The following is a 23,766-nucleotide window of genomic DNA, read 5'->3' as shown; positions in this document are numbered from 1 at the left end:
AATGACGTTTAATCCCGGATTATGGCTATTGAACCGTCTTTTCCGATCCTGATAATCCTGGAAGCCACGCCTGTGGCGGCTTCTTCCTGCCGGTATTTCACCACGTAATCCACACCGTTCACAATAGCCGGGGATACATCCCGGAAACTGGCCGGTGACGGTTGACCGCTGATATTGGCAGACGTGGACACCAGTGGTTTACGGAATCGTTTCAGCAGGTGACGGCAGAAAGTATCCTGTACGATGCGGATAGCCACCGTTTGGTCTTCACTGACAGCATTGGCAGCGAGGCCGAGGGCGCCTTCATAAATAACAGTCGTAGGGCGGTCGAAGCCGGCGAGCACCTCCGCCATATCCGGCCGGGGGTTGGACACATAATGTAACAAGTCCCGTACGTCTGGCAGCAGTATCACGAGGCTTTTGCTTTCGCTGCGTTGTTTCAGTTCATATACTTTTTTTACTGCCGATTCATTTGTAGCGTCGCAGCCGATTCCCCAGATGGTGTCTGTGGGGTATAGAATAAGGCCGCCATTGCGCAATACCGGCAATGCGGCGTTGATATCCTGTTCAAAATCCATTAGCGTTCATTTATTTTTCCAGGTCCACATACACTTTCATCATATCAGCCGCACATTGTTCCGGTGTGAACTTCCGGGCGTGCACCCATCCTTTGTCGCGCATGTCCTGCACCAGCGAAGGTTCTGCCAGCACGCGGCGCATCGCGCCCGCGATATCTGTTGCGCTCAGCGGATCTACATATAAAGCAGCATCCCCGCCTGTCTCCCCAAAACAGGAGCCATGGGAAGTAATCACCGGCGTACCGCTCCACAGCGCCTCCAGAATAGGAATACCAAAACCCTCAAAAACCGAAGGATACAATAATGCCACCGCGCCCTGATAGAGCAGCGGCAGCGCGCTGTTGGGCAACCGTTCCTGCTCGTTGAGCCATATCACCTGTTGAGAGAGGCCGTTGGCCGCAAGGTATTCCTTTACCTTCGTTTTATAACCACTACCGTTGCCCAGTACTACCAGCGGCACATCCACCGAGCCTTTCAGTGTATTCATGGCCGTTACGATGCCCAGCAGGTTTTTCCTTTCAATGACTGAGCCAACATACAGAAAATAATGGTCAGGCAGGCGGTAACGGCTGCGGAACTCCTCTATTTCAGCAGTTGTATGAGGGACCGCAAAAGCGGGATCACAGCTCTGGTATACGACCGCTATTTTATCCGGATCGGTATGGTAAAACGTGATAAGGTCCTGCCGGGTCTGTTCGCTGATAGCCACTACTTTATCTGCCTTTTCGCAGGCGTAGCGGGCTTTACGGCGGTAAGTGACAACATCGATAGGGTTATACTGTTTCGGATACCTTTCAAAGATAAGGTCATGCATTGTCACCACCGATTTCACACCGCTGCCGGGAATACCGAAGGGGATTTCATGGCTGAGGCCATGGTATACATCAATACCGTACCGTTGCAGGTCTTTTACCACATACCGGCTCCGCCAGGCCGATTTAAACCAGCGGTGCCAGGCTTTTTCAGGTAATATCACCGGGATGCCCGGCGCATTGTACATATCCGTTTGTTTAGGAGCGAACAGAAAATACTGGTGCTCCGGGAAGCCTGCTGCCAGGGAAGAGATAAGGGTGCGGCTGTAGTTGCCCAGTCCCGTATCATTCTGGAAAGCACGCTTGGCATCAAAACCAATCTTCATATGTCGCGAAAATACGAACTCCCACGAAAGAAATTCGTTATTCGTTATTTCATTTATTAGATATTACTTTTGCGAAAAAAGCACAAATGGATTTACAACAACAAATACAGGCTGCCTGGGCCGACAGAGGCCTGTTGCAGGAAACGCAGTACGCCGATGCCGTAAAAGCAGTGATAGAAGCAGTAGACAAGGGCCATTTGAGAGTAGCGCAGCCTACAGAAAGCGGCTGGGTGGTAAACGAATGGGTAAAGCAGGCCATCCTGATGTATTTCACCATCCAACCGATGGAAACCATGTCGCTTCCTCCTTTCGAGTTCTATGATAAGATGAAGCTGAAGACCAACTATAAAGATCTGGGTGTGCGTGTAGTACCGCATGCTATTGCCCGTTATGGCGCCTATATCTCCAAAGGTTGTATCCTGATGCCGTCTTACGTGAACATCGGTGCATACGTAGACGAAGGCACCATGGTAGACACCTGGGCAACCGTAGGCTCCTGCGCGCAGATCGGTAAACATGTGCATCTGAGCGGTGGCGTGGGTATCGGCGGCGTACTGGAACCGCTGCAGGCCAGCCCGGTGATCATCGAAGATGGTTGCTTCCTGGGTTCCCGTTGTATCGTAGTAGAAGGCGTACACGTAGAAAAAGAAGCCGTACTCGGCGCTAACGTAGTACTGACACAGTCTACTAAAATCATTGACGTGAGCGGTCCTGAGCCTATCGAATACAAAGGCCGTGTACCAGCCCGCAGCGTGGTTATTCCGGGTACTTATCCTAAGAAGTTCCCTGCCGGTGAATACCAGGTTAACTGTGCACTGATTATTGGTCAGCGTAAAGCTTCCACCGATCTGAAGACGAGCCTGAACGACACCCTGCGTGAGTTCAACGTGGCTGTTTAATATCCTTTAAAAGCAATAAGGCAGCGGGTTTCCACTGTTTTATTGCTTTTTTTAAAAATAAATTTGGTCGGTAATATAAAAAACCTACCTTTGCAATCCCTTTAACGAGGGACACAGCCCTGCCCAGATGGCGAAATTGGTAGACGCACTGTGTTCAGGTCGCAGCGCCTGCAAGGGTGTGCTGGTTCGAATCCAGTTCTGGGCACAAGAATCCTGTAAGTTTTACTTACAGGATTCTTTGTTTTTGGGACATACATGCCCACCTCAAACTCATCAGAAATTTCCACTCACTCTTTTTTCATTTCCACCATCAGATTTATTGACAGATCCATACTGCCAAAAGAAAAAGATGCTGTCTCCCTGCTTTTACAAACAGCGAAGACAGCATCTTTATTAGGTAAAAATCAAGCAGTAAATTCTCTCGAAAGATACCTCTTATCTTAAGATATCAAATGTAACCTAACACCTATCCACACAACCAAGCCAAGCAACGCCAAACACAACAGGGAACCACCAACAAGATACCCTACCACATACCATCCTCCTTTTCTCCTTTCCGCAGGGCTTTCGTCCTTAAATTCTTCCATAATGTTGCTCCATGATTTCTTGTCATAGAATAAAATGTAATGTACCCACAGGTTAAAAATTACAAAAATTATCATCAGCCCCATATGCTCCAGTAAAGGCAAGGGGCCATGTATTACGAGCATACAAAACACCTGAGCAACCACAAAGAACATTAACATATGCAATATTGCCAACGGTGTAATGGTATCCAGCACCGGAGTAAAAGATGGCTTCTTTAAAGCCTTGTCGTAAAGTCTGTAAATAATGTACCTATAAAATCTCTTCATATTATTGCCAATCTGTCTTATCCAGCACCTGTTTAAGATCCGCAGGTGCCGCTAAGCTAAACTTTACTTATGTTTTACCATCTTGCAATATTGCATTAAAATATTCAATTATCGCCTCCCAATCAGTTTTAGCGGTGTTCCATTTATAGGAACGCCAAAAAGGCATAAACAACCTTCCCCAGGTATTATTCTCGTTTCTGGCTTTTTCTTCCAGTTCCGGCAGTTTTCCTAATTCCCGGCCGGATTCATCATACATACGCCACCATCCCGTACCATCCCCATTAGAAGTATAGTCTATTAATGTAGTGCCATTAATATAAAAGTAGGTTACTCTAACCGGTGCTTTATTAAAGTCTGCGGTCATGATGCTTTCAAATACTAATACACCGTTGTAATACCTTCTTACGTGCAATTCGCTCACCTCCTCCAAACGCACAGCATATAACTCCTGACCTTCTTTGTTGAAAAAAGTTTTCGTACGGTCCTGTGAATGATTGCTATACAACGTGGTGCTACAAACTACAGGTGGATCAATTTTTTTATGATAAAAGCTTTGGGTTGATTTTCCATCGGGCAGGTACAATTTAGAGCACCAGCGGATGTTGTTTTGATATTCGTGCTCTTCCTGCAGGTCGTGCGCGTCCCGGCTATATACCCGCTCTACCGTGATATGACCATCCAGGTCCCATTCAATATAGTTACCTATATACTTTCCCGTTAGGGCATCCACTTCTCCCATTACCCAGCCAGGTCCCCCATTATTTGAGGATGTCTGGCTTACGTAGTGCGCCCGTGCCGGAACAGCTGCCGGCCGCCGGGGCTCATGGTCGCCAGCTATGCTAACCGATCTATTTTGCCTGTCAAAATAACGTTGCGCATGATAGATACCTTCCTTTATATAATCAAACTCCGCTACCCATACAATAGGATTTTTGTCAGCATCGCCTGCGGGGAAATATTCACTGGTGGGATGTTCACTTTTTATCCAACGAAAGGTACCTAACCACACCTGCCCACCATACCAATTGCCTTCCTGCGCCAAAGTACCATCGGGGTGAAAACGTTTTAAGGCAAATGGAGGATTGCCATCACCATAATCAATAGTAGCGCACAGGTGTCCCTCTACATGCCAGCAATGCCATACACCAATTGCTTTCTCCGCAGCATTTTTCTCTCCCCATTCCCATTGATTATTTTTTTCATTCCAGATAGCTGCTTCGGGAATATTTTGATGCTTTTGCATTTAAGTATAATGATGTAAGGTTTAACTATTAGTTTTTCTATGTTTACCTGATTATTTTACTTTGTTTGGTCGTACAAATTATCAAACTTATTGCTTTAACGTGTTGTATATCGCAATTATTAGTGGCTAAAATTATATACCCTCCTCAGTATCAGTAGCAGCTGGTTCAATAATCTTCCACTAAGGTGCACAAAAAAGGCTTGTAAGTCATAAACTTACAAGCCTTTTTTGTATGAGTGTCAATTTTTCTTAGATGCCCCCTCTTTCTCCCGCTATTGTTGACACTTAATTGACACCCAGAATGACACCCAGAAACTTATAGTTTAATTTCTCTTAAAGAGATTTTAAAAACGAGATCAGGTTATCGCGTTGAAAAGCAGAAAGTTTCACATATTCATCCCGGCTCGCAGCTGCTTCACCATCATGCCATAAAATAGCTTCGGGAAGCGTTCTTGCTCTGCCATCGTGCAGATAATAAGGAATTCCATTTGTTTTCTCAAATAACCCAATCCCCCAAAGAGCTGGGGTTTTCCACTCACTGCCGGTAGCAAGAAAGTCAGGACGGTTATCTGCCAAACCAGGCCCCATATCATGCAATAGCAAATCTGTGTAAGGGTGAATACGTTGATTGCTCAATGTTTTAAAACGTACGTCCGTTGCCGTTTGAATGGTAGGAATATGACAACTTGCACAACCTATCTGGGCAAATAATATCTCTCCCTGTCTCACCGCTGGATCGGTGGTATTTCTACGGGCAGGAACACACAATGTTTTGATATAAAATACTGTAGCATCCAGAATCGTATCAGCCAGCATTGGATCTGCCGGACGACCTTCATTCTGAATTTGTCCATCAGCGCTTTCTTTCGGGAATACGCGACTCGTAATACCCATATCTTGCTGATAGGCAGCCGCTACCTGTGTAAGCAATGTAGCTGTATTAGCCTTCATACCATAGCGCCCTAACATCATTTTCTGCTGAACGGGGTCATATACGTAGTTGGGCCTTCCGCTGACCCCTCTATTGTCGCTGGCCTGCTGCGCAGCAAAACCAGTAATGATAGACTCCGGAATCAGATCTAATAAGCCCAGCCCAAAGAACGGAGGCGCCATACGAGCCGATAACATCACATTCCCAGGTAAGGGCAGATAAGGATTTACCAGTTGGTAAGCCGGTTTATGCAGTACTGTGATAGTGCCATCCGGATAAATGTAGTTGATATCCGTATAGGAAATATTGACTTTCGCTTCCGGCTGCCGCCCGAAAATAGCTAAGTCCTGGATCTGCAACCCAAAGCCTGGAACTGGCAGAGGGCCGCCGTGTTCATCATTGCCAGGAATACTTGCCCGTACCAACATAGAGGAAGTGTTTAAGCCGGTAGTTGGATTTCCTTTCCCATCGTTATGGTGGCAGCTTTTACAACTTACATTATTGTAAATAGGCCCTAATCCACTATTGAGAGGAGCTGGTGATGCAACAAAGGTCTGGTCTGATTGTTCATCACCTAAATCATGAATATATTGGTCATACCCGCTAAGGCCAGGAATGGCATGTCCAAATGCTTTACTGGTAATATCAAAAAAAGTAGAAGCACCTCCGCTTAACCTCGGATCATAGCCACCATCATCGAAAGTGTCTGCTTTTTTACACATCATTAGCCATGCCGGCATGGTAAGCATTAAAGCTACTACGTATATTTTCTTCACTTGCATTACCGCTTAATCAGTGATATTTTTAACTACAAAGTCTCTCAGGTCCTTATCCAATACTTCAGCCAGTGCATTGATAGCATTCATAGTATTCTGGCATTGTACCCGTTGACCGCCCGCATCCAGAATAGCTTTTTCATATGGCAGCGTTATGGCATTGAAAGAAGTGATTGCTGCCTGGAATTTTTCCTGGATAGTTTTATTCAGTGCGGCATTTCTTGCACTTACCAACTGATCAAGGCCTACACCTTTGTTGCCCAGAAAAGAGCCTGTATACACATTATAGGCACCGACAATGTTATTCTTGAAATCAGTAACGGAATTACCGCTAAATGGAGATTCTACTTTAGTGCCGTCTTTTTCATCGAAGGGAGCTTTCATTTTATTGCTACCGACCTCATCACAAATTCCCTTCATAGCATCTACAATAGCAATGAACACATCCTGCCTTTTTGTATAGGGATTACCGCTGGCTCCTACGGTGAGTAACTTATTACCGTAGTTACCTCCGGCGGGTGTCCAACTGGTAGATAATTGGGTGCAAATATTTTTAAGATCGGCAGTAAGGCTGGTAATATATTTCATTTCGCGGGCATCGATATCTTTTGCCTGGCGCTTTCCATCTGCTCCCCATAAAATATATTCAATAGGATGATATCCTCTTAAAGCATCTGCCAATTTTTCCACATTTTCCAGTTCCAGCGGGTTATTGCTACTCAGCACCGCATCCAGTTGTGTTTTATCTACCGGCCAAGTATCCATACTTGGATCAAGGTTATCATCTTCCACCGGGCCAAACAGGTAACCTTCACATTGTTCCCAGGTACTGCGCATATCGCGCCAGGCCTGTTTGGCAGCGGCCAGGTTATCTTCTGTGGGCGCACCCTTTAAAACAGTTACTTTATCGTTGAAGGTAGCTGATTTTGCAGCCAGGTCAGCGTAACCTGGTATCGCCGTTTTATTAACAAAATCGGTGATAAATGTATTCTTCAGGGTATTAAAATCAGCAGTGGTACCAGTATCGGGTTTATCACTTTTGGAGCAAGATACAAAACTCGTCAGCGCCAGTCCTATCAATGCGGTTTGTATATATTTCATAATTAACAATAAGGTTATGATATGTAAACAATGAGATTATTTTGTAGAATTTCTGTCTTCAGCTGTAAAAGGTGCGTAGACGCAGGCCCTTTTTTTACGTTACCGTCTTTATCAAACTGGCTGCCATGCACGGCACACAGGTAGCCGTTACCAGTTGGCGTTAGGGGGTTGTGCTGGTGAGTACAACGGAGTAACAGCGCTTGATAAGACTGATCCGGTAGTTTACGCACGGCTATCTCGTAAGCATAATTTTTAGGGCTAACCACCTGCACCGGTGCTGTATCAAAAATATTCAATGGCACTTCCACCCGGTTGCCGTTCATGGCAGCCCGATAACTCTTAGTAGTGCTACATGATTCCAGGAAATCAGCCATTGAAATACTGACAGCGCCTACCAGGCAAGCCTTGCAGGTATCTTTTAGAAAATTTCTTCTGTTCAGCGAACTCATATCATTAAGATTTGAACATTAAAACGAATAACCGATACCTATATTAAGAAAAGAATTATTGGTCTTGTATGGAATGCGGTTGGGGCTGGGATTAATGACCAGGTCGGGGTTTTCATCGCCTGTGTGCATCAGTCTTACATCCGCTTTGATCACCACATTAGGAATAGGCAGGTAACTAAAACCTGCTATCAGATGCTGTTGTTTTTCAGTACCATCATAAATTGCATTAGCCGGGGTAGCACTGTTCAGGTCAAACATTTCGTACCGGGCAAATACATTCAATTGCTGCCCTTCCATGCGATGGCTTTTCTCAAACAGGTTGTAAGCCCCTTCCAGGTAGGCACCATACATACCTTTGCTGGTATTGGTGGCATAAGCCTTATTTATATCTGATGCTTTGGGAAAGGAGATAGAGGTCCCCAGGAGTTTAAAAGCAAAACCATTGCGGGCATATTGTATATCCGCTTCGCCCAGGTATAATGGCAGTGCAGCCATACCGTAACTCAGCTCCAGGCTATCTGATTTCCGTTTATTCAGGCCATTGGTCCCGCCGACATAACCCGATACCTGGAATTTAAAGTCTTTCCAATAGTACTGCAATGCTGCGGTGATAGCCAGGTTATTGGCAAAAGCGCCCTGTCCTTCTGCGCGACCTTCTTTGATACCAGTGCCATGACTAAATTTAGAAGCATCCAAACCGTTCACCAACGCAATGCTATAGTTGATGGGCAAGTCGCGTAAACGTCCATAAAAACCTACTCCCAGCTCTCTCCAGGTAGCGGGAATAACAACCTGCTCTACCAGGGGCCGCTCTACGCCGTTAAAATTGACAGGCAGGTGATTTTCATTCAGTAACCCGATACGGGGTGTAAACAACCCGGCTACCAGGTATTGACGGGGATTCAGATTGAAACGCAGGTAAGCCTGTTCGAAGGCTATTTCTCCGGTAAATCCATTATTTTCCTGTCCTATCCCAGCTTTGGCGTTCTCTAATTCCAGTTCACTGAAAAATGCAATTTTGGAGTTAAACTGATGTCCTACAAACAAAACCGCGCGTTCCAGTGTGGCGAAAGACATCTGCTCATTAAAATTTCGTTGGTAATAGGCAGATCCGTAACCGGAAATTACTGTTTTACTCTTGGCAATCCCTGCATTTAGGGAATCTTCACTGGTGGTAAATATTAATTTTTGGGCGGCTGTCATTTGTTGCGCGTTGGTTACAGACACCGCGAACAAACAGCCCAATAGCGTAGAAATGACCGTTTTCATTACGCAAAGTTTGGACAATGGCTGGGATCAAGGTTATCGCATGCGGAAATTTTCTATCGAAAGCTTCCTGATTAAATAGATAAAACAACAATATGTTAATTGTCAATACTTTAACAAATTACTTTTAAAATCCTACTGAAAAAAGACCATACTTCCTGTTCAATAACGGAATTTTTTTTCATTACAATTTTCGCTTTTTCCTTTTTTTATAAATCTATTTCCCGATAGCGTAACCATCCCCGAATTATCAGCCATTACATTTGCCGGGCAATTCAGACCCAAGTAAAATGAATAAATATTTACTGACATTAGCCTGCATCATGCGGGCAGGACTCCTATTTGCCCAAACCGACACCAGCAATAAGCAACAATCTTTGCAGGAAATAGTGGTAACAGCAACCAGGAATGAACAGCAAATTAACAAAGTACCTATACCCGTTACCGTTATCACCAAACAACAATTGCAATCTTCCGGAGCCTTGCTGCTGCAGCAAATCCTGGCGGAACAAACTGGTTTGTTTATCACTTCAAATCATGGTACCGGCGTGCAGATGCAAGGGTTGGAGGCCGAATACACCCTTATTCTCCTCGACGGGGAGCCACTGATTGGCCGAACTGCCGGCACCCTGGACCTTTCCCGGATTACTGTGAGCAATATTGAACGCATCGAAATTATTAAAGGGCCGGTATCTTCACTATATGGCAGCGATGCTTTGGCAGGGGTTATCAATATTATTACCTCCGGTCGTTCAGACAAAGGCAGCACCAGCATTACCGGTAGATACGGTTCTAACCGTACCTATAATCTGGACGCACAAACGAGAATTCCTTTGCAGAAAGGACTTTTCTCCTTCGGTACCAACTACCTGAACAGCCAGGGGTATACGCTGGGAGAAAACCAGGGAAGTCCCACTGTAGCGCCTTACAACACATTAACCTTGCAATCCCGGTGGCAGCAACAATGGAGCAGCAAATGGCAAAGCACCCTCTCCGGCAGGTTTTACCAGCAACGCTACAGCAGTTATTTCCAGGATGCAAAAGGCCCGGTGGATGATAAGGGAAAGGAACAGGATGCCAACCTATCGATGAATGTGAAACATAGTCCCACCGGAAATTTCACACAAGTATTCCGACTGTACTATTCCAGATATGCCACCAAAGAGGATATGTTGTATAGAGATGACAAGTCTACTTACGATGCTTCTTTCTTCACTCAGCAATACCTCAAGCCAGAGTATCAGGCCGACTGGAAGATTACTCCCAAACATCTGCTGACGGCAGGAACAGGGTACATCCATGAGACGGTATCGGCTACACGCTACGATGATAAGATGGCCTTTAACACGGGTTACTTTTTCCTACAGGAAAACTGGAAACCTGGCGACAAGTGGAATATCCTGGTGGGAGGCCGTTTCGATATGCATAATCAATACCCTTCCCAACTGAGCCCCAAGCTATCGGTGTCCTATCAGTTCCTTCCACAGTGGCGTGTTTTAGGCTCTGTTGGCCGGGGCTACAGGGCGCCCGATTTCCGCCAGTTGTACCTCCACTTCAACAATGCAGCAGTCGGATATACCGTGCTGGGGACTAAGCTGTTGAGCACCGTACTGCCTGAAATGCAGACGCAGGGGCAGATCAAACAACTGGACATCTCCCTGAATCAACTGCGTGAGCTGGATGCGGAAAGTTCATGGTCCTATAATACCGGCATACAGGGTAATCCCTGGACGGGCACCAATGTACGGGTCAATTTCTTTTACAACCGCGTCAACAACCTGATTGATACCCGCGCCATCGCGGAAAAAACAAACGGACAACGGGTGTACAGCTATATCAATGTGAAGAGTATCACTACATGTGGCGCAGAAGCAGAACTCTCCCAGCAGCTGGGTAAATACTGGCAGCTGGCGGGCGGTTATCAGTACCTCCGTACCCGCGACAATGAACTCTTCGACCAGGTAAAAAACGGACAGGTATACACCACCGATCCAGTGACCCGGGAAACGAGAGTACTCAAACGCAGCGAATATTTCGGTCTGTTTAACCGCTCCCATCATACTGCAAATTTCAAAGTTTCATATATACAACCCCGTTATGGTATCGATGCTTATGCACGGGTGTTGTACCGCAGTAAATATGGGTTCACAGATGAAAACGGCAATAACACTCCTGATCTGAAAAGTGAATTTGTACCGGGTTATGCAACCGTAAATCTGTCGGTCGCCAAATACTTATTAGAAAAGCGTTTACGCGTTCAGGTTACCGCCGACAATCTGTTTAATTATTCAGACTATCAGCATATTCCAACTATGCCAGGCCGACTATATGCCATTACGCTTGGTTGGTTCTTTCAACATGGAGATAAATAGAATCAGTAATAATTATGAGAAAACTTCATTTACCTATGGCTATCACAGCCCTGACAGTAGCTGCACTGCTTTCTTCCTGCAGCAAAAAGGATGACCAGGCAGCGCCGCAGAAACCTACTATTGTTTCGACTACTGCTGTAAACATTGACGCAGATGTTGCCAATAAAGGCTCCTTTACGTTATATAGTTTGGCCGATAACAAAGTGGTCCCCAACAGTGACTCCGCCACTTCCAAATGGGATATCGGTTTTCGGGCTACTACCATTATCGTGAACGGAGGCGTAAGTGGCCCCGGTAGTGCTGCCGCACAGGTGGTCAGCGGTGTGTACAATGATCTGATACTGGCGCCGGAAAGTGGTTACGCTACAGATGCTGCAGCCACTAAAGCTATTACTGCCTGGTATACCTACAATATGGATACGCATATCATCAGTCCCATTGCCGGAAAATTCATTGTGCTGAAAACGGCCAGCGGAAAATATGCCAAACTGGAAGTTACCAGCTACTATAAGGATGCACCAGTACCGCCAACCGCCACCTCCGTTAGCAGATATTATCATTTCAGATATGTATTACAGGCCGATGGCACTCGCAATTTTAAATAATCTTCAATCTATTACTACATGTATAAATTAACCTTCGCCCTATTGGCGGGAAGCCTGATTTCCCTGCAGGTAGCCGCACAGCAGAAAGCTAAAGACAAATTAGCTCAGGACAAAGCCGCCATCAAAGAGATGTGTGGCTGCCAGGAAGTAACCTTTGAGTACACAGAAACTTTTCCATTCGACACCAGTTACAAACCTAAAGGGTATCACAAGATTACCGATGCCGTTGAATATGTGACAGTGGCAGAAGAAAATGATAAGCGCATTGTACTGCAACACCTGCTGATAGCAGGCGGCGAGGTCATCAAGCACTGGACAGAAGATTGGCTGTACGAAAACCGTACCCTGCTAGCATACGACAAGAATAATCAGTGGAAGAAAATCCAGTTACCAGCAGTACAGGTGCAAGGCCAATGGACACAAAAAGTATATGGTGTAGATGATGAACCCCGTTACGAAGGTTCTGCCACCTGGATACATGCAGATGGTCGTCATTACTGGGAATCCGCCAGTGATGCGCCGCTCCCCCGCAGAGAGTATACCACCCGCAAGGATTACAATGTACTCCATCGCATCAATCGCCATGAACTAACGGCCACCGGTTCTGTACATGCCCAGGAAAATCTGAAAATCCAACGGGAGAATGGTCAGGATAGAAAGATTGTCGCTGAAAAAGGTCTTAATACCTACAATCGGACAGACGTCAGCAAATGCGAGAAGGCCAAAGAATGGTGGGAGCAACATCAGCAATTCTGGGCGCTGGTTCGTAAAGAATGGGATAAATTATACAATACCCAAAACCTCATTCAGCTGCAGCCCATCGTCAATAACGAACCGTTATATAAAGCAATGGGCACCCTGGAACAAAAAGCATTCAAACAGGAATTACAGGGAGCTGCATTGTCCGGTGAGATTGCCAGTACACTGAAACAATTCAGTACCGCAAAAGAAGTGAGTCTCAAATAGATGTATTCCTACATTTCAGATTTTTGATTCAACAGCAAAGAAGCTGTCTCAAAAGTAATTTTGAGACAGCTTCTTTTGAGAAGTATCGCCGCATCAAGTCCACCTTTACCCCAGGGTTACTATAAGGATACTGTATGTACCATAGCGAGGATCGGCTATTTTAAGCCTCTCTCAACACTTTTAATATCTTCCTGCCTGTTTTTCTTAAAATCGAAATGATCAAAAGCAGGAGAGGAAGGGATTTGCACGGTGTAGCTATCAAGTATGCTGATGGCTATCACAACATCTGAAGTAACAACATCTACGATATGTCCGCCTGCGTCCTTCTTATCAGACAGATAATGAAAATGGTAGCCGGCAATGTTTGTATTATCCATATAGGGAGGTAAGCGGTAGCCCACCAGGTCGCCCCGACAGCTATTGAACTGGAAGAAGCATTGCTTATCCAGCATACTGGCCAATGAAGGATACGGGGGCTCATGTACCGGAGGGAAAGCCCTCGTTTTCAGGGAACTGAACCTGCCCCTGATGTGAATGGCGTACATCCCGTTCATATTCGGTAAAAGGCTGTCGAGATAATGGTACAACGCCGCTTTGTCCATTGGCTGCTGTACCGTAAAAATCATATCCGCATGGAAAAAGTTAACCATACTGAAAGGGGTCAGTTGCTGCTTGTGCGACACTTCGGTTGTTTTCCCGGTATATTGTGTCTGGTAAGCTTTTCCATTTAAAAACAGCAGTTCTCCGTCTATTTTATCAGGAGCGCCAAGGCCAAAGTCGCCTTTTGTTTGTAAGGAATCTATAGGATAAAAACCGTCATACAGACCGCCTATCAATCCACTGGCTACCCCTGCGGTAAAAAGCTGGTGATGTGTGGTATCTTTCACAGGCTGCCTTGCAGACGCGGATAGTGTTATCAACAGGGCTAAAATAGGTGAATACATTGTCATTGTTATCATTGAGCGTTAATAATAGGGGAAAGGTAGATAAAAAGCGGGGCCATTCAAAATCATTGGCAGCAGCAGGGCAAAAGCCCCATCTTTGCCCAACAAGGACTTACCAGATCGGAGCTGTCCTATCATATCGTCAATAAAGTTTCCATTCCTAACAAAAAAATTAACACTAATTGCAATCGTTTTCTAAAGAAGTAAATTTTTTTTCTTTCAACTGACTTCCTATCTTAGCACCAACAGCAAAAACAGCTGATTCATTTTCTTGTGTCATTTGATTGACATTCGTCGTGTGTGCAGCCTCAAATATCAGCCTTGGACTTGTTATTTATTACCTCAAAAATTTTCCTTTATCATTGTTGCTACTATTAGGTTTTAGCAGCAGAGAAAGATTGTTTCGCACTATATCGTCATCCTATTAATTTTCTTTTACCACTAACAGCGAAAGATCGTTTCGTACTATATCGCCATTTTATTAATCTTCCTTTATTGTTGTTGCTATTAAATTTTAGCAACAGCGAGAGATTGTAATGCATTATATCAGCATCCTATTAATTGTTCATCATATTGTTCACCATCAAAGGAAGCATCTATGGCAAACCTCAAAATCACTGATCTCATTGCCGATCTCGCGAAGACCCAAAATCGTTGGAAGGCAAGGGAAACAGCTGTTTCTCAGTTATCAGAAGATCAGCAAAGCGCCCTGCTCGGCGTAGTCGTTAACACTGCAGAACTGGCAACCGTCATGAAACCTGTTGCGGGCGCCGCTCCGGTGGCCAATTACGCTACCGCAGTAGATTGGCGCAATCGCAATGGTAATCACGTCACTCCTGTAAAAGACCAGGGCGGCTGTGGTTCCTGTGTATCGTTTTGTACTACCTCCGTTACCGAGGCGATGGCGTCTATCGAACATGGACAGCTATTAGACCTCTCTGAAGCAGATCTGCATTTTTGTTCCAACCATGGCGCCAATTGTGGCGGTTGGTGGCCTACCGATGCTTTTAGCCAGATTAAAACACGCGGCATCCCTGATGAACCGTGTTTTCCTTACGCCACTGCTTTTCCGGATAATAACATCTGGAAGCAACCTCCTCACTGCACTATTGGCCCCAACAGAGATGCCAGAGCCGTAAAGATCACTAATTCCACTACCCTGGCAAATGTGATTGACCGCAAAAATTACATCTCAGCCAATGGTCCCGTTTCTGCGGTGATGCATGTGTACGAAGATTTCTTTGCCTACGCTGATGGTGTGTACTCCCATGTAAGCGGCGCTGACAAAGGGTTACATTGCGTTACCGTTATTGGTTATTCCGAAGCCGAACATTGCTGGATCTGCAAAAACTCCTGGGGAACAGGATGGGGACAGGGCGGATTTTTCAAAATCGCCTACGGACAAGCAGGCATTGATACAGAATTTCCATTCTGGACAGCCAGCGGCGTAGTATTACCACAACAACAGCATGCCTGGTATGGTTACGAAAACCTCGGTGGCCTGTTGTCTTCCAGACCGAATGCGGTTTCATGGTCTGCCAACAGGATTGACGTGGTAGTAAGAGGTATGGACTCTGCGGTATACCATAAATGGTGGAATGGAACTTCCTGGCAGGGCTGGGAGTCTCTCGGTGGACAAATACAGGGAGCACCCGCTATCTGCTCCTGGCAGAATGGCCGGCTTGACGTATTTGCAGTAGGCCTTAACCATCACCTGTGGCATAGATACTACCAGGGAGGATGGAGCAACTGGGAAGATCTCGGTGGTATGCTCTCTTCCGAACCCGCCTGCGTAAGCTGGGGGCCTAACAGAATCGACATCTTTGCCCGTGGCATGAATTCTTCTATGTGGCATTTATGGTATGATGGAACCTGGCATGGCTGGGAAGACCTCGGTGGTGTCATCACCTCCGCCCCTGCTGTATCTTCCTGGGCATCCGGCAGACTTGACTGCTTCGCTCGCGGTACAGACAATAAACTGTGGCATAAATGGTTCGACAAGGGATGGAGCAACTGGGAAAACCTGCAGTCAGAAATGTTTGACAGTCCGGCTGCTGTATCATGGGGCCCCAACAGGATCGATGTATTCTTCCCTGGTCAAAACTATAACATGATGCACAAATGGTGGGATGGCAAAGCCTGGAGCGGAGACGAAAACCTCGGTGGTATTCTGTCCTCTGCCGTAGGTGTATCCTCCTGGCAGGCAGGCCGCCTCGACTGCTTCGTTGAAGGTACAGATTCTGCGATGTATCATAAATGGTACGTATAATAATACATTACGGGGTGTGAACCCGATAATGTTACACAAAAAAATGAAGCGCCTGATTAAACAGGTGCTTCATTTTTTTGTTTACTAATTTGTAACTTAATAAAAACCGGCATATGGACACCATCGTAAAAACAATAAAAACCGGTAGCTCCGTCCCCGTCATTTTACCCGGCATGGGAACCGCAGGTTTCCAATGGTTTCATTCAACAGAAAACGGCCACTGTATTGAAATCAAACCTTACGACTATACACAGGATTCCATTGTACGCGATGCAGGGACAAGTAATGATGAAGTATTTATGATCACAGGCGTGTTACCAGGCCATGCCAGGGTAACATTTGAACAGCGGAGAGTTTGGGAAAAAGACGGACAGATCATCAATACACAAACGTTCGATATTACAGTCACTCAGTGATCCTCCGTCCGTTGCCTCCGGGTTGCGGCCTGAAACATACTTTTATCCTCCTGCTATCAATTATTTCTGCGCATCAATCGCTTCCTTCAGGTTATCTATCGGTGGGCGGTTCAGCTCATACCCCGAATAACCGAAATTTTGATTCAGCCGTCCTTCCCGGTTGGCGTCTATATCTGACTGCGGTACCGGCCATAATATATGATAGGGGCTTGCTGTGAATACGGCGCCGTACACGGTTTTCACCCCTTTATTGTAAAAGTTGTTGTACCTGTTCACGCGTTCATACCAATAACTGCTCCGGGAAAGATCCTCCACAGTATATGTCTTGCCAAACTCATCGGCCTTATGGGTCGTTGCGAAGATGTAGGATACGCGGCTAAGTTCCATATGCCGCAGCTCTTCATAGAAAAGTTCCCTGGCTCTTTCGTCCATAATCGCTCCCATTGTTATTTCACCGGCGTTATACATTTTGGTGCAACGTGCCCTGCGGCGGATGGTATTCACATCTTCAGCCGCCAATGCCAGGTCCCCTTTCCAGAAATAGGCCTCTGCCCGAAGGAGGTAGGTTTCTGCAAGGCGGTAGATGTACCAGTCGCTGGCGCCACCGTTGTAGCTGTCCACCGTTTCATTTCTTGGCGATTCGATCCACAGCTTGTAGTGAGGCCATTCAAACCATGTCCTGATCGTATCCGCTACCAACAGTTTGCCTGCGCTGTTATACTTCTGTAGCGGCTTCCCATAGTAAGGATCTTTGTCTGTAAGCAGAGCCGGATTGTTATACACCATGTCTTCCATGCGCATCCAGTTTCCGGTGCTGGTACTGTGACGGAGATCGTCCTGATCATCCCAGATGGTATTGGTACTGTACCAGGTGGGCCTTGTGATGGCTACACCCCTGCCATAGGTTTTGCGCAGGTCAATCTTGTCACGTGTCAGTATGTAGCTGGTGCTCATACCGGGTTTGCCGGAAGGAGTGCTGATCAGCTGATTACCGGAGCCTGAAATAAAAGGAACTGCGTTCCGCATGCTGGAGATATCGATCCGGCTGTTGGCAAATTCTTCACGGCTAATGATGTTAAAAATGGTTTCTTTATTGGTAGCAATGGATTTATTAGGGCCACGGTGTAAATCCCATATCACATTTCTGGTGATGTTATGAACGGCCGGCATGGGGTTGACAAATGTGCCGAAAGGCGCTGTCATCAGGGAATAGCCGGAGCTGTTAATGAGCGTATTGGCCACCGCGATTGCGTTATCAAACTGCCCGGCGGCCAGGTAACATTTGATCAGCAGCTGCTGACAGGCGCCTTTGGTGACCATCCCATAATCCGCATTAGCCGGTACGTACTTCACGGCGAACTCCATGTCTGCGATGAGCTGCTGTAATATTACCTCCCGCTTGGTGGAACGGAAATTGAACTTGGGAGCAGTGATTTCCCTGGTCAGCAAGGGTATGTCCCCGAAATCAAATATCAGCCACAGGTAGCGGAAAGACCTGTGGAAATAGGCCATTCCCATCATCTGGTTGCGCAAGGTGGAATCCAGCCCGGGCACCCTGTCGAGGTTAGACACGATCGTATTGGCGTATTTAATGCCTTTATACCCCTGAAACCAAAAAAAGTTGATTCTGTTAGTATTTACATCATCGTTATTGGAGATGGGCGTAATCATCGCGTTCAGGTCCTGCGCCGGTCCGGATTTATCAGTAGTGCCGTTGACGGCCACCTCCGAAAAAAGCAGGTCTGTGAGTATAGGAGCACCGTCTCCGGTCCATACGTAGTTAAGATTTCTGTTGCAACTACTGATCGCCGCCTGTAATCCTTCTTTGGAAGTAAACGTAATAGAAGGCTCGTAAAAGGACAGCGGATCGGGCTTCAACCAACCTTTTGAGCAACTTAATGGTAAATGTAAAGCGGCTCCCAGCAACAGGATGCTTACAGCTTTATGAAAGGTGATTTTCATCGTAAACACAGTTTAATCATTTTTAAAAAGTAGCAGTAAGACCTACTGTATAGTACCTTGGCATCAGGGAAGTTGTTTCCGGGTCCCAGTATTCCCATTCCTTTGCCCATACCGCGACATTGCGCACACCTGCATATATTTTGAACTGGCTCATATCCATTCTTCTTGCGATGTTGGCGGGCAGTGAATAAGAGACGGAAACGTTGTCCAGGCGGATATAGGTTTTATCAATGATGCGTGGCGGTGTAATATTTTGTACGTTGGTAGAATTCAGGCGGGCATATTTATCAGAGGGATTTTCCGGCGTCCAGTATTTCCTGACATAGGAATTGGTCCTGTCGGTACCGGCGCCAAAATTGTTCAGATAGTCTGTAGAGGCTTGTTTATGGCCCCAGTTCGAATATATATTGAAGGAGAAGTCGAAGTTTCTGAACAGGGTAAAATCATTGCGCAGCGTCCAGCGGAAACGTGGCGTGGTGGAGCCGAGAAACTGTTTGTCCGCGTTCGTATATTTCCCATCGTTGTTAACGTCCTGTACTTTCACATCGCCGGGTATTTCCCCGTAGCGGGCAGCCTGGTCTCTTTCACTCTCCTGCCAGATGCCCAATACACGATAGTTCCAGATGGTGCTGATATCCTGACCAATGAACCATCCGTTTGATATGTCGCTGATTTCTTTAGAGCCGACCACCTTACCATCTGCGTTCAATACGTCTTCATAAGTGTAATAAAGGTGCCGGACCTCATTTCTGTTGAAGAAGAAGCCCAGTGTGGTAGACCATTCGAAGTTTTTCCGCTGCATATTGAGCGAGGTAAGGCCCAATTCGAAACCTCTGTTGACGACTTCTCCCAGATTGGTGGTAACGGTGCTAAAGCCGGTAAAGTCAGGCAGGGACTGGTTCATCAGGAGGTCCGTAGTAGGCATGTAATATACCTCCATGTTGCCAGTGATACGGTTGTTCAGGAAACCAAAATCCAGCCCTATATTCCAGGAAGAAGTAGCTTCCCACTTCAGGTCATAGTTGGCCATCCGGTCTACATACAGTTGTGACAGGTCGTATACCGTGCCGTTGGGTTGCACATAGGCATAACGACCGGCGCCGGTAGTAAGGTTTGACAGTGCCTGGTATATACCGATGGAGCGGTTGCCGTTCATCCCCCAGGACAGGCGCAATTTGCCAGTGCTCATGGGTTTCCAGTGGAAGAAATTTTCGTCTGCAAAGTTCCAGGCAAATGCCAGGGCAGGAAAAGTAGCCCTGGGGTTTGATACGCCAAACGCGGAATATCCGTCTCTGCGAACAGACGCTGTCAGCATATACTTGTTGTTGTAGGAATAAAATACACGGGCCATCAACGCATCTCCTGTGCTTCGCTGGTCATTGCTGCTGATAGTGGTCTTTAGCGGATTGGCCGCGCCGATATTGTGAAATCCCAATGCATCAGTGGGAGAAAAATCACGGGCAGTAACGCTTTCATTCCAGGATTGATGTTCTTCCGCATTCTGCAACAGCGTCACTTTCACGTTATGTTTCTGAGCGAAAGTGTAGTCCCATGAAATGACGTTGTCTATCTGCCAGTCAAAATTTTTAGTGTTTTCGCGGACTACTTTTCCGTTATCAGACCACAAGGGGTTTTGCGATGACTCATGATACCTGTTGTAGAACCATTGCATGCGCGGGGAAAAATTCAGCTGATAGGTGATCTTAAAAGGCAGTTTGATGGTTTGGTAAAGCGTGGTGTTTAAAACGGTATATCCTTTTTCCAGCTTCTTGTACTGGTTACTGAAAGCCGAGTTGGTGCCCTGACTTACACTGGCCCCCATAGGATAGGGGTCCAGCTTTCCATTCTCATCAAAAGGCAGGGCAAAAGGCGAGTTATTGATGATCTGTCCACCCCAGTCCACCGCGAAGTTACCATCTGAACGGTCCTGAAAATTGATGTTCACGCCGGTATGCATCCACTTGTTGATTTTTCCGTCCAGCTTCATATTGACCCTGTAGGCGCGGTATTTATCCCCCACCACAATGCTTTCGTTGTTCAGGTATCCCAGCGATAAATAATAATTAAGGACGTCTTTGTTTCTTCCTGAGAAGCTTACGTTGTAATCCTGTTGCAGTCCCTTCTGAAAAGAACCATCAAACCAGTCATAGGTTTTGCCGTTGGCATAGTTCTGCCGTTCTTTATCGAACAGGCCGATGCGCCGCAGCCATATATCGTCCGGGTCTCCTGTTAATGCATCATAGGCACGCCAATCGGCCATTGTGATACCGTATTTTGCCAGATTGGCCTCTGTGGGCCGGGTGTACTTTGCGGGCGTGGCCCATCTTGTTGTGCTGTTGAACAGGTCCGAGCGGTAGTTCAGGTAACCCTGTGCATCATACACCTCCCGTTTACGGCCTTGTGTAGCGATGCCGGTATTGGCGCTAAACCGGATGGCAGGTTTGTCAGTAGTGCCTTTCTTAGTGGTAATGATTACCACGCCGTTAGCTGATTTCGCGCCATAGATGGCCGCCGCAGATGCATCTTTCAACACATCAAAATGTTCAATGTCCTGTGGATTGATTTCTGACAGCTCACCGAAGAATATGACACCATCCAGTACAATGAGTGGATCGTTGCTGGCATTTAAGGACCGTTGTCCTCTTATCTGCAGGTCTCCTCCCCCTTTGGCGGATGTGTTCTGTCCCACATTTAATCCGGGGACGCCGCTTCGCAACAGGTCCTGTACTGACCGGGGACTTTCTTTTTCCAGCCTGGCAGTCTTAAGCTGACTGATAGAACCTGTCAGGTCTTTTTTCCGCATAGAGCCGTACCCGACCACTACTACTTCACTGATCCGCTGCTCCCGGCTTTTCAGTTCTACCAGCAGCGAGAAATCGGCACCGGGTTTCAGGTTATAGCCACTCAGGGTTTGGTTCTCAAATCCTATATAAGAGAAGGAAAAAGAGTACCCCGCACCGGAAGGCAATCGATTGAAATTAAAGACACCATTAGTGTCTGTTTGTACAGATGCCGAAAAGTTGTTGGTTGCATTTTTAACCGTAACGCTAACTCCCCAGAGGGCTTGTCCTGTTGTTCCATTTTTTACGATACCTGTTACGTCTGCACGTTTTTGCGCCTGGAGCAACAGAGGGGAAAGGCAAAGCATCACCGCTATGCCCAGTAAGGCATACGTGGAATTCCATTTTTTCATTGTAGCTGTCTTAAGTTAGGCAATAAAGCCCCCCTCGTTGCGCTACGCAACGTTGCGGGGTATTGATATCTGTATTATTTTGGTTAATCTTTCTTCCTGATGATATAACTACCTTCTTTTTTCTCAATTGTAAGGCGGTTGAGCAATGCGATATCGTTCAATATTGTTTCTAATGAATCTGTTTTATGTAGTCTTCCGGAGAAGTATTTGTTATTCAGATCAGCAGGATAATAATAAATATCTACCTGATAATAGCTGCTGAGCTGATCAAAAACCTCGGGAAGCAACGACGCGTCAAAGGTGTACCAGTCGGGCCGGCGGACCGTATAGGCTTTTCCGTTGGCAGGACCGGCCTTTACCAAATGCTCTGCAGGCCTGCTGTGTTTTATGCTTGCCAGCATCGTCGCCTTATTATATGTCAGCTCATCACCTGGCAACAGCACCACTTTGCCTTTCCATTTGGTCTGCAGGGAATCTGCTGCCGCCGCCTGCACCTTGCCCTCATGCAGCTTCAGTATGATCACATCGCTTTCAGCAAACGACTGCACCGTAAACGAAGTACCCAGCACCGTTGTCGCCAGTTTGTCTGCATACACCACAAACGGCCGGCCTTTATCTCCGGTTACTTTAAACAAAGCCTCACCCGACAACTGCACCATTCTCTCTTTATCCGAAATGAAAGGCTCATAAAACCGGATGCTGCTATTGGGTGATAGCACCACCTCGGAGTTGTCCGCCAGTATGATGCTCATCGGCCTATCGGAAACATTCTTTCTTTCCGTCATCCGTTCAGCGGTTGACGAAGGTGTTTCACGCGTTGCCATCAGCTGCTTTGAAGCGGGCCGGTACATCCATAACAGCCCCATGACCAGTCCGGCCAACGCGGCGGCGGCCAACCAGGTGACCGTCGTTTTCCGGGTTGTCTTGAAAGTGTTGCTGCTGACTGCTTTAAACATCTTTTCGGAAAGTGCCGGATCTACTTCCCCATTCTCCTCAAAATTATCCCAGTCCTCTTCGGTCATGTACTTGTTCCATTCCCCGGGACTATTACGAAAATATTCCAGCACCCGCCTCCTTTCATCGTCACTGCATTCATTCCTGAAATATCTGTCAATTAGTTCCCTTGGTATCATTTTCAGCTTGGATAATGAGGTGCCTTCAACAATATATCGTTTGAAAAAAGGGCATCCCCTAATGAGAAGATAAATTTTTTTTTAGCGCAGGAATAAGAGGACCAAGAGCATCAAAGATTTTCTTAAATGCTTGATAGCTAGCGCCATATGATTTTCCACCGTCTTAACAGACAAGGAAAGGAGTGCTGCAATCTCTTTATAGGATTTAAATTCATATCGACTGAGCTCAAACACCCTCCGCCTGACAGGAGGCATATTTCCCACGGCATGCTTTATGCGCAGCTGCAGTTCTTTGACTTCTACCGCATCAGAGACATGCCAGGCATCGGTTTCCGCTGTATTTTCCAGTTTCAGTACCCTCTCCCTGACGGCATCCTTCCTGAACAGGTCAATACAGGTAGCCCGGGCAATATGGAATAACAGCTTACCCACCTGGTCAGATTCGTTCAGCTGTTCCCGGTAGTTCCATAATTTGATGAATGTGATTTGGGTAGTCTCCTCAGCGATATATTGGGAATTCGTTTTGGAAAGGACATATAAGTATACCTTCCGGTGATATTCATTGAATAGTTCTCTGAAAACGGAAGTATTCCCTTCTTTCAATGCAGTGATCGTATGGAACGTGGACATGATCTTAATATAGGAAATCACTATTTCCTATCTAAAATACA

19 protein-coding genes and 1 tRNA gene are annotated in these 23,766 nt (G+C 46.3%); 7 read left to right on the top strand and 13 right to left on the bottom strand.

The annotated features are described in order from the left end of the window. Nucleotides 1-8: 8 nt before the first annotated feature. Together HHL17_RS12075 and HHL17_RS12070 are read right to left on the bottom strand one after the other, a co-directional pair. Nucleotides 9-578 (bottom strand): L-threonylcarbamoyladenylate synthase, encoded by a 570-nt coding sequence (locus HHL17_RS12075; RefSeq protein WP_169224966.1) that lies wholly within the window; start codon nucleotides 576-578, stop codon nucleotides 9-11. Nucleotides 579-588: 10 nt separating this feature from the next. Continuing rightward, nucleotides 589-1,716 (bottom strand): glycosyltransferase family 4 protein, encoded by a 1,128-nt coding sequence (locus tag HHL17_RS12070; protein ID WP_169224965.1) that lies wholly within the window; start codon nucleotides 1,714-1,716, stop codon nucleotides 589-591. 86 nt (nucleotides 1,717-1,802) lie between these two features. Here HHL17_RS12070 and HHL17_RS12065 point away from each other — a divergent pair, with 86 nt between their 5' ends. Further along, on the top strand, nucleotides 1,803-2,615 hold the full coding sequence (locus HHL17_RS12065; protein ID WP_169224964.1) for a 2,3,4,5-tetrahydropyridine-2,6-dicarboxylate N-succinyltransferase: 813 nt from the start codon (nucleotides 1,803-1,805) through the stop codon (nucleotides 2,613-2,615). Nucleotides 2,616-2,736: 121 nt separating this feature from the next. Next, nucleotides 2,737-2,820: transfer RNA gene (locus HHL17_RS12060), tRNA-Leu, on the top strand. Nucleotides 2,821-3,055: 235 nt separating this feature from the next. Here HHL17_RS12060 and HHL17_RS12055 read toward each other — a convergent pair. The 6 genes from HHL17_RS12055 to HHL17_RS12030 form a co-directional block, all read right to left on the bottom strand. Continuing rightward, on the bottom strand, nucleotides 3,056-3,469 hold the full coding sequence (locus HHL17_RS12055; protein ID WP_169224963.1) for a hypothetical protein: 414 nt from the start codon (nucleotides 3,467-3,469) through the stop codon (nucleotides 3,056-3,058). 67 nt (nucleotides 3,470-3,536) lie between these two features. After that, complete coding sequence (locus tag HHL17_RS12050; RefSeq protein ID WP_169224962.1) at nucleotides 3,537-4,712, bottom strand: hypothetical protein; 1,176 nt, start codon at nucleotides 4,710-4,712, stop codon at nucleotides 3,537-3,539. A gap of 333 nt (nucleotides 4,713-5,045) precedes the next feature. Next, nucleotides 5,046-6,425, bottom strand: a complete 1,380-nt coding sequence (locus HHL17_RS12045) for a di-heme oxidoreductase family protein (protein WP_169224961.1) — start codon at nucleotides 6,423-6,425, stop codon at nucleotides 5,046-5,048. Between the two features lie 6 nt (nucleotides 6,426-6,431). Continuing rightward, nucleotides 6,432-7,520, bottom strand: a complete 1,089-nt coding sequence (locus HHL17_RS12040; RefSeq protein ID WP_169224960.1) for an imelysin family protein — start codon at nucleotides 7,518-7,520, stop codon at nucleotides 6,432-6,434. Nucleotides 7,521-7,534: 14 nt separating this feature from the next. Continuing rightward, a complete protein-coding gene (locus HHL17_RS12035; RefSeq protein WP_169224959.1) occupies nucleotides 7,535-7,969 on the bottom strand; it encodes a QcrA and Rieske domain-containing protein in 435 nt (144 codons plus the stop codon). An 18-nt stretch (nucleotides 7,970-7,987) separates the two neighbouring features. Next, a complete protein-coding gene (locus tag HHL17_RS12030) occupies nucleotides 7,988-9,238 on the bottom strand; it encodes a hypothetical protein (RefSeq protein WP_169224958.1) in 1,251 nt (416 codons plus the stop codon). A 287-nt stretch (nucleotides 9,239-9,525) separates the two neighbouring features. On the opposite strand from HHL17_RS12030, the gene HHL17_RS12025 reads away from it, so the two are divergent. Genes HHL17_RS12025 through HHL17_RS12015 form a run of 3 tightly spaced genes read left to right on the top strand, consistent with a single transcriptional unit; the run spans nucleotide 9,526 to nucleotide 13,178 of the window. Beyond that, nucleotides 9,526-11,607, top strand: a complete 2,082-nt coding sequence (locus tag HHL17_RS12025; protein WP_169224957.1) for a TonB-dependent receptor plug domain-containing protein — start codon at nucleotides 9,526-9,528, stop codon at nucleotides 11,605-11,607. A 35-nt stretch (nucleotides 11,608-11,642) separates the two neighbouring features. Continuing rightward, nucleotides 11,643-12,212, top strand: coding sequence for an HmuY family protein (locus tag HHL17_RS12020; protein WP_169224956.1), 570 nt, complete (start codon nucleotides 11,643-11,645; stop codon nucleotides 12,210-12,212). 18 nt (nucleotides 12,213-12,230) lie between these two features. Continuing rightward, the gene (locus tag HHL17_RS12015; protein WP_169224955.1) at nucleotides 12,231-13,178 is read left to right on the top strand and encodes a DUF6607 family protein; all 948 of its coding nucleotides are present in this window, start codon (nucleotides 12,231-12,233) and stop codon (nucleotides 13,176-13,178) included. Nucleotides 13,179-13,333: 155 nt separating this feature from the next. Here HHL17_RS12015 and HHL17_RS12010 read toward each other — a convergent pair whose 3' ends face one another. Next, nucleotides 13,334-14,122 carry an acetolactate decarboxylase gene (locus HHL17_RS12010; RefSeq protein ID WP_169224954.1) on the bottom strand — a complete coding sequence of 263 codons (789 nt, stop codon included), beginning with the start codon at nucleotides 14,120-14,122 and terminating at the stop codon, nucleotides 13,334-13,336. Between the two features lie 598 nt (nucleotides 14,123-14,720). On the opposite strand from HHL17_RS12010, the gene HHL17_RS12005 reads away from it, so the two are divergent. After that, nucleotides 14,721-16,391 carry a C1 family peptidase gene (locus HHL17_RS12005; protein ID WP_169224953.1) on the top strand — a complete coding sequence of 557 codons (1,671 nt, stop codon included), beginning with the start codon at nucleotides 14,721-14,723 and terminating at the stop codon, nucleotides 16,389-16,391. A 113-nt stretch (nucleotides 16,392-16,504) separates the two neighbouring features. Further along, nucleotides 16,505-16,807, top strand: a complete 303-nt coding sequence (locus HHL17_RS12000; protein ID WP_169224952.1) for a protease inhibitor I42 family protein — start codon at nucleotides 16,505-16,507, stop codon at nucleotides 16,805-16,807. A gap of 60 nt (nucleotides 16,808-16,867) precedes the next feature. On the opposite strand, the gene HHL17_RS11995 is transcribed toward HHL17_RS12000, so the two are convergent. From HHL17_RS11995 to HHL17_RS11980, 4 genes are all read right to left on the bottom strand, one after another. Continuing rightward, the gene (locus HHL17_RS11995; protein ID WP_169224951.1) at nucleotides 16,868-18,769 is read right to left on the bottom strand and encodes a RagB/SusD family nutrient uptake outer membrane protein; all 1,902 of its coding nucleotides are present in this window, start codon (nucleotides 18,767-18,769) and stop codon (nucleotides 16,868-16,870) included. A gap of 22 nt (nucleotides 18,770-18,791) precedes the next feature. Beyond that, on the bottom strand, nucleotides 18,792-21,962 hold the full coding sequence (locus HHL17_RS11990) for a SusC/RagA family TonB-linked outer membrane protein (RefSeq protein ID WP_169224950.1): 3,171 nt from the start codon (nucleotides 21,960-21,962) through the stop codon (nucleotides 18,792-18,794). Between the two features lie 83 nt (nucleotides 21,963-22,045). Further along, a complete protein-coding gene (locus tag HHL17_RS11985) occupies nucleotides 22,046-23,095 on the bottom strand; it encodes a FecR family protein (RefSeq protein WP_169224949.1) in 1,050 nt (349 codons plus the stop codon). Between the two features lie 81 nt (nucleotides 23,096-23,176). Next, on the bottom strand, nucleotides 23,177-23,725 hold the full coding sequence (locus HHL17_RS11980; RefSeq protein ID WP_169224948.1) for an RNA polymerase sigma-70 factor: 549 nt from the start codon (nucleotides 23,723-23,725) through the stop codon (nucleotides 23,177-23,179). Nucleotides 23,726-23,766: the final 41 nt, after the last annotated feature.

Source organism: Chitinophaga fulva (assembly GCF_012927205.1).
Taxonomy (GTDB): domain Bacteria; phylum Bacteroidota; class Bacteroidia; order Chitinophagales; family Chitinophagaceae; genus Chitinophaga; species Chitinophaga fulva.
The sequence above is the reverse complement of the archived record's forward strand: the minus strand, read 5'-3'. Positions and strand labels throughout refer to the sequence as shown.

Bases quoted from the DNA above. Each gene is read 5' to 3' on its own strand.
- HHL17_RS12015 (WP_169224955.1), top strand. From the start codon at position 12,231: ATGTATAAATTAACCTTCGCCCTATTGGCGGGAAGCCTGATTTCCCTG.
- HHL17_RS11990 (WP_169224950.1), bottom strand. From the start codon at position 21,962: ATGAAAAAATGGAATTCCACGTATGCCTTACTGGGCATAGCGGTGATG.
- HHL17_RS12070 (WP_169224965.1), bottom strand. From the start codon at position 1,716: ATGAAGATTGGTTTTGATGCCAAGCGTGCTTTCCAGAATGATACGGGA.
- HHL17_RS12005 (WP_169224953.1), top strand. From the start codon at position 14,721: ATGGCAAACCTCAAAATCACTGATCTCATTGCCGATCTCGCGAAGACC.
- HHL17_RS12040 (WP_169224960.1), bottom strand. From the start codon at position 7,520: ATGAAATATATACAAACCGCATTGATAGGACTGGCGCTGACGAGTTTT.
- HHL17_RS12055 (WP_169224963.1), bottom strand. From the start codon at position 3,469: ATGAAGAGATTTTATAGGTACATTATTTACAGACTTTACGACAAGGCT.
- HHL17_RS12045 (WP_169224961.1), bottom strand. From the start codon at position 6,425: ATGCAAGTGAAGAAAATATACGTAGTAGCTTTAATGCTTACCATGCCG.
- HHL17_RS12000 (WP_169224952.1), top strand. From the start codon at position 16,505: ATGGACACCATCGTAAAAACAATAAAAACCGGTAGCTCCGTCCCCGTC.
- HHL17_RS12010 (WP_169224954.1), bottom strand. From the start codon at position 14,122: ATGTATTCACCTATTTTAGCCCTGTTGATAACACTATCCGCGTCTGCA.
- HHL17_RS12075 (WP_169224966.1), bottom strand. From the start codon at position 578: ATGGATTTTGAACAGGATATCAACGCCGCATTGCCGGTATTGCGCAAT.
- HHL17_RS12030 (WP_169224958.1), bottom strand. From the start codon at position 9,238: ATGAAAACGGTCATTTCTACGCTATTGGGCTGTTTGTTCGCGGTGTCT.
- HHL17_RS11995 (WP_169224951.1), bottom strand. From the start codon at position 18,769: ATGAAAATCACCTTTCATAAAGCTGTAAGCATCCTGTTGCTGGGAGCC.
- HHL17_RS12020 (WP_169224956.1), top strand. From the start codon at position 11,643: ATGGCTATCACAGCCCTGACAGTAGCTGCACTGCTTTCTTCCTGCAGC.
- HHL17_RS12025 (WP_169224957.1), top strand. From the start codon at position 9,526: ATGAATAAATATTTACTGACATTAGCCTGCATCATGCGGGCAGGACTC.
- HHL17_RS12065 (WP_169224964.1), top strand. From the start codon at position 1,803: ATGGATTTACAACAACAAATACAGGCTGCCTGGGCCGACAGAGGCCTG.
- HHL17_RS12035 (WP_169224959.1), bottom strand. From the start codon at position 7,969: ATGAGTTCGCTGAACAGAAGAAATTTTCTAAAAGATACCTGCAAGGCT.
- HHL17_RS12050 (WP_169224962.1), bottom strand. From the start codon at position 4,712: ATGCAAAAGCATCAAAATATTCCCGAAGCAGCTATCTGGAATGAAAAA.
- HHL17_RS11985 (WP_169224949.1), bottom strand. From the start codon at position 23,095: ATGATACCAAGGGAACTAATTGACAGATATTTCAGGAATGAATGCAGT.
- HHL17_RS11980 (WP_169224948.1), bottom strand. From the start codon at position 23,725: ATGTCCACGTTCCATACGATCACTGCATTGAAAGAAGGGAATACTTCC.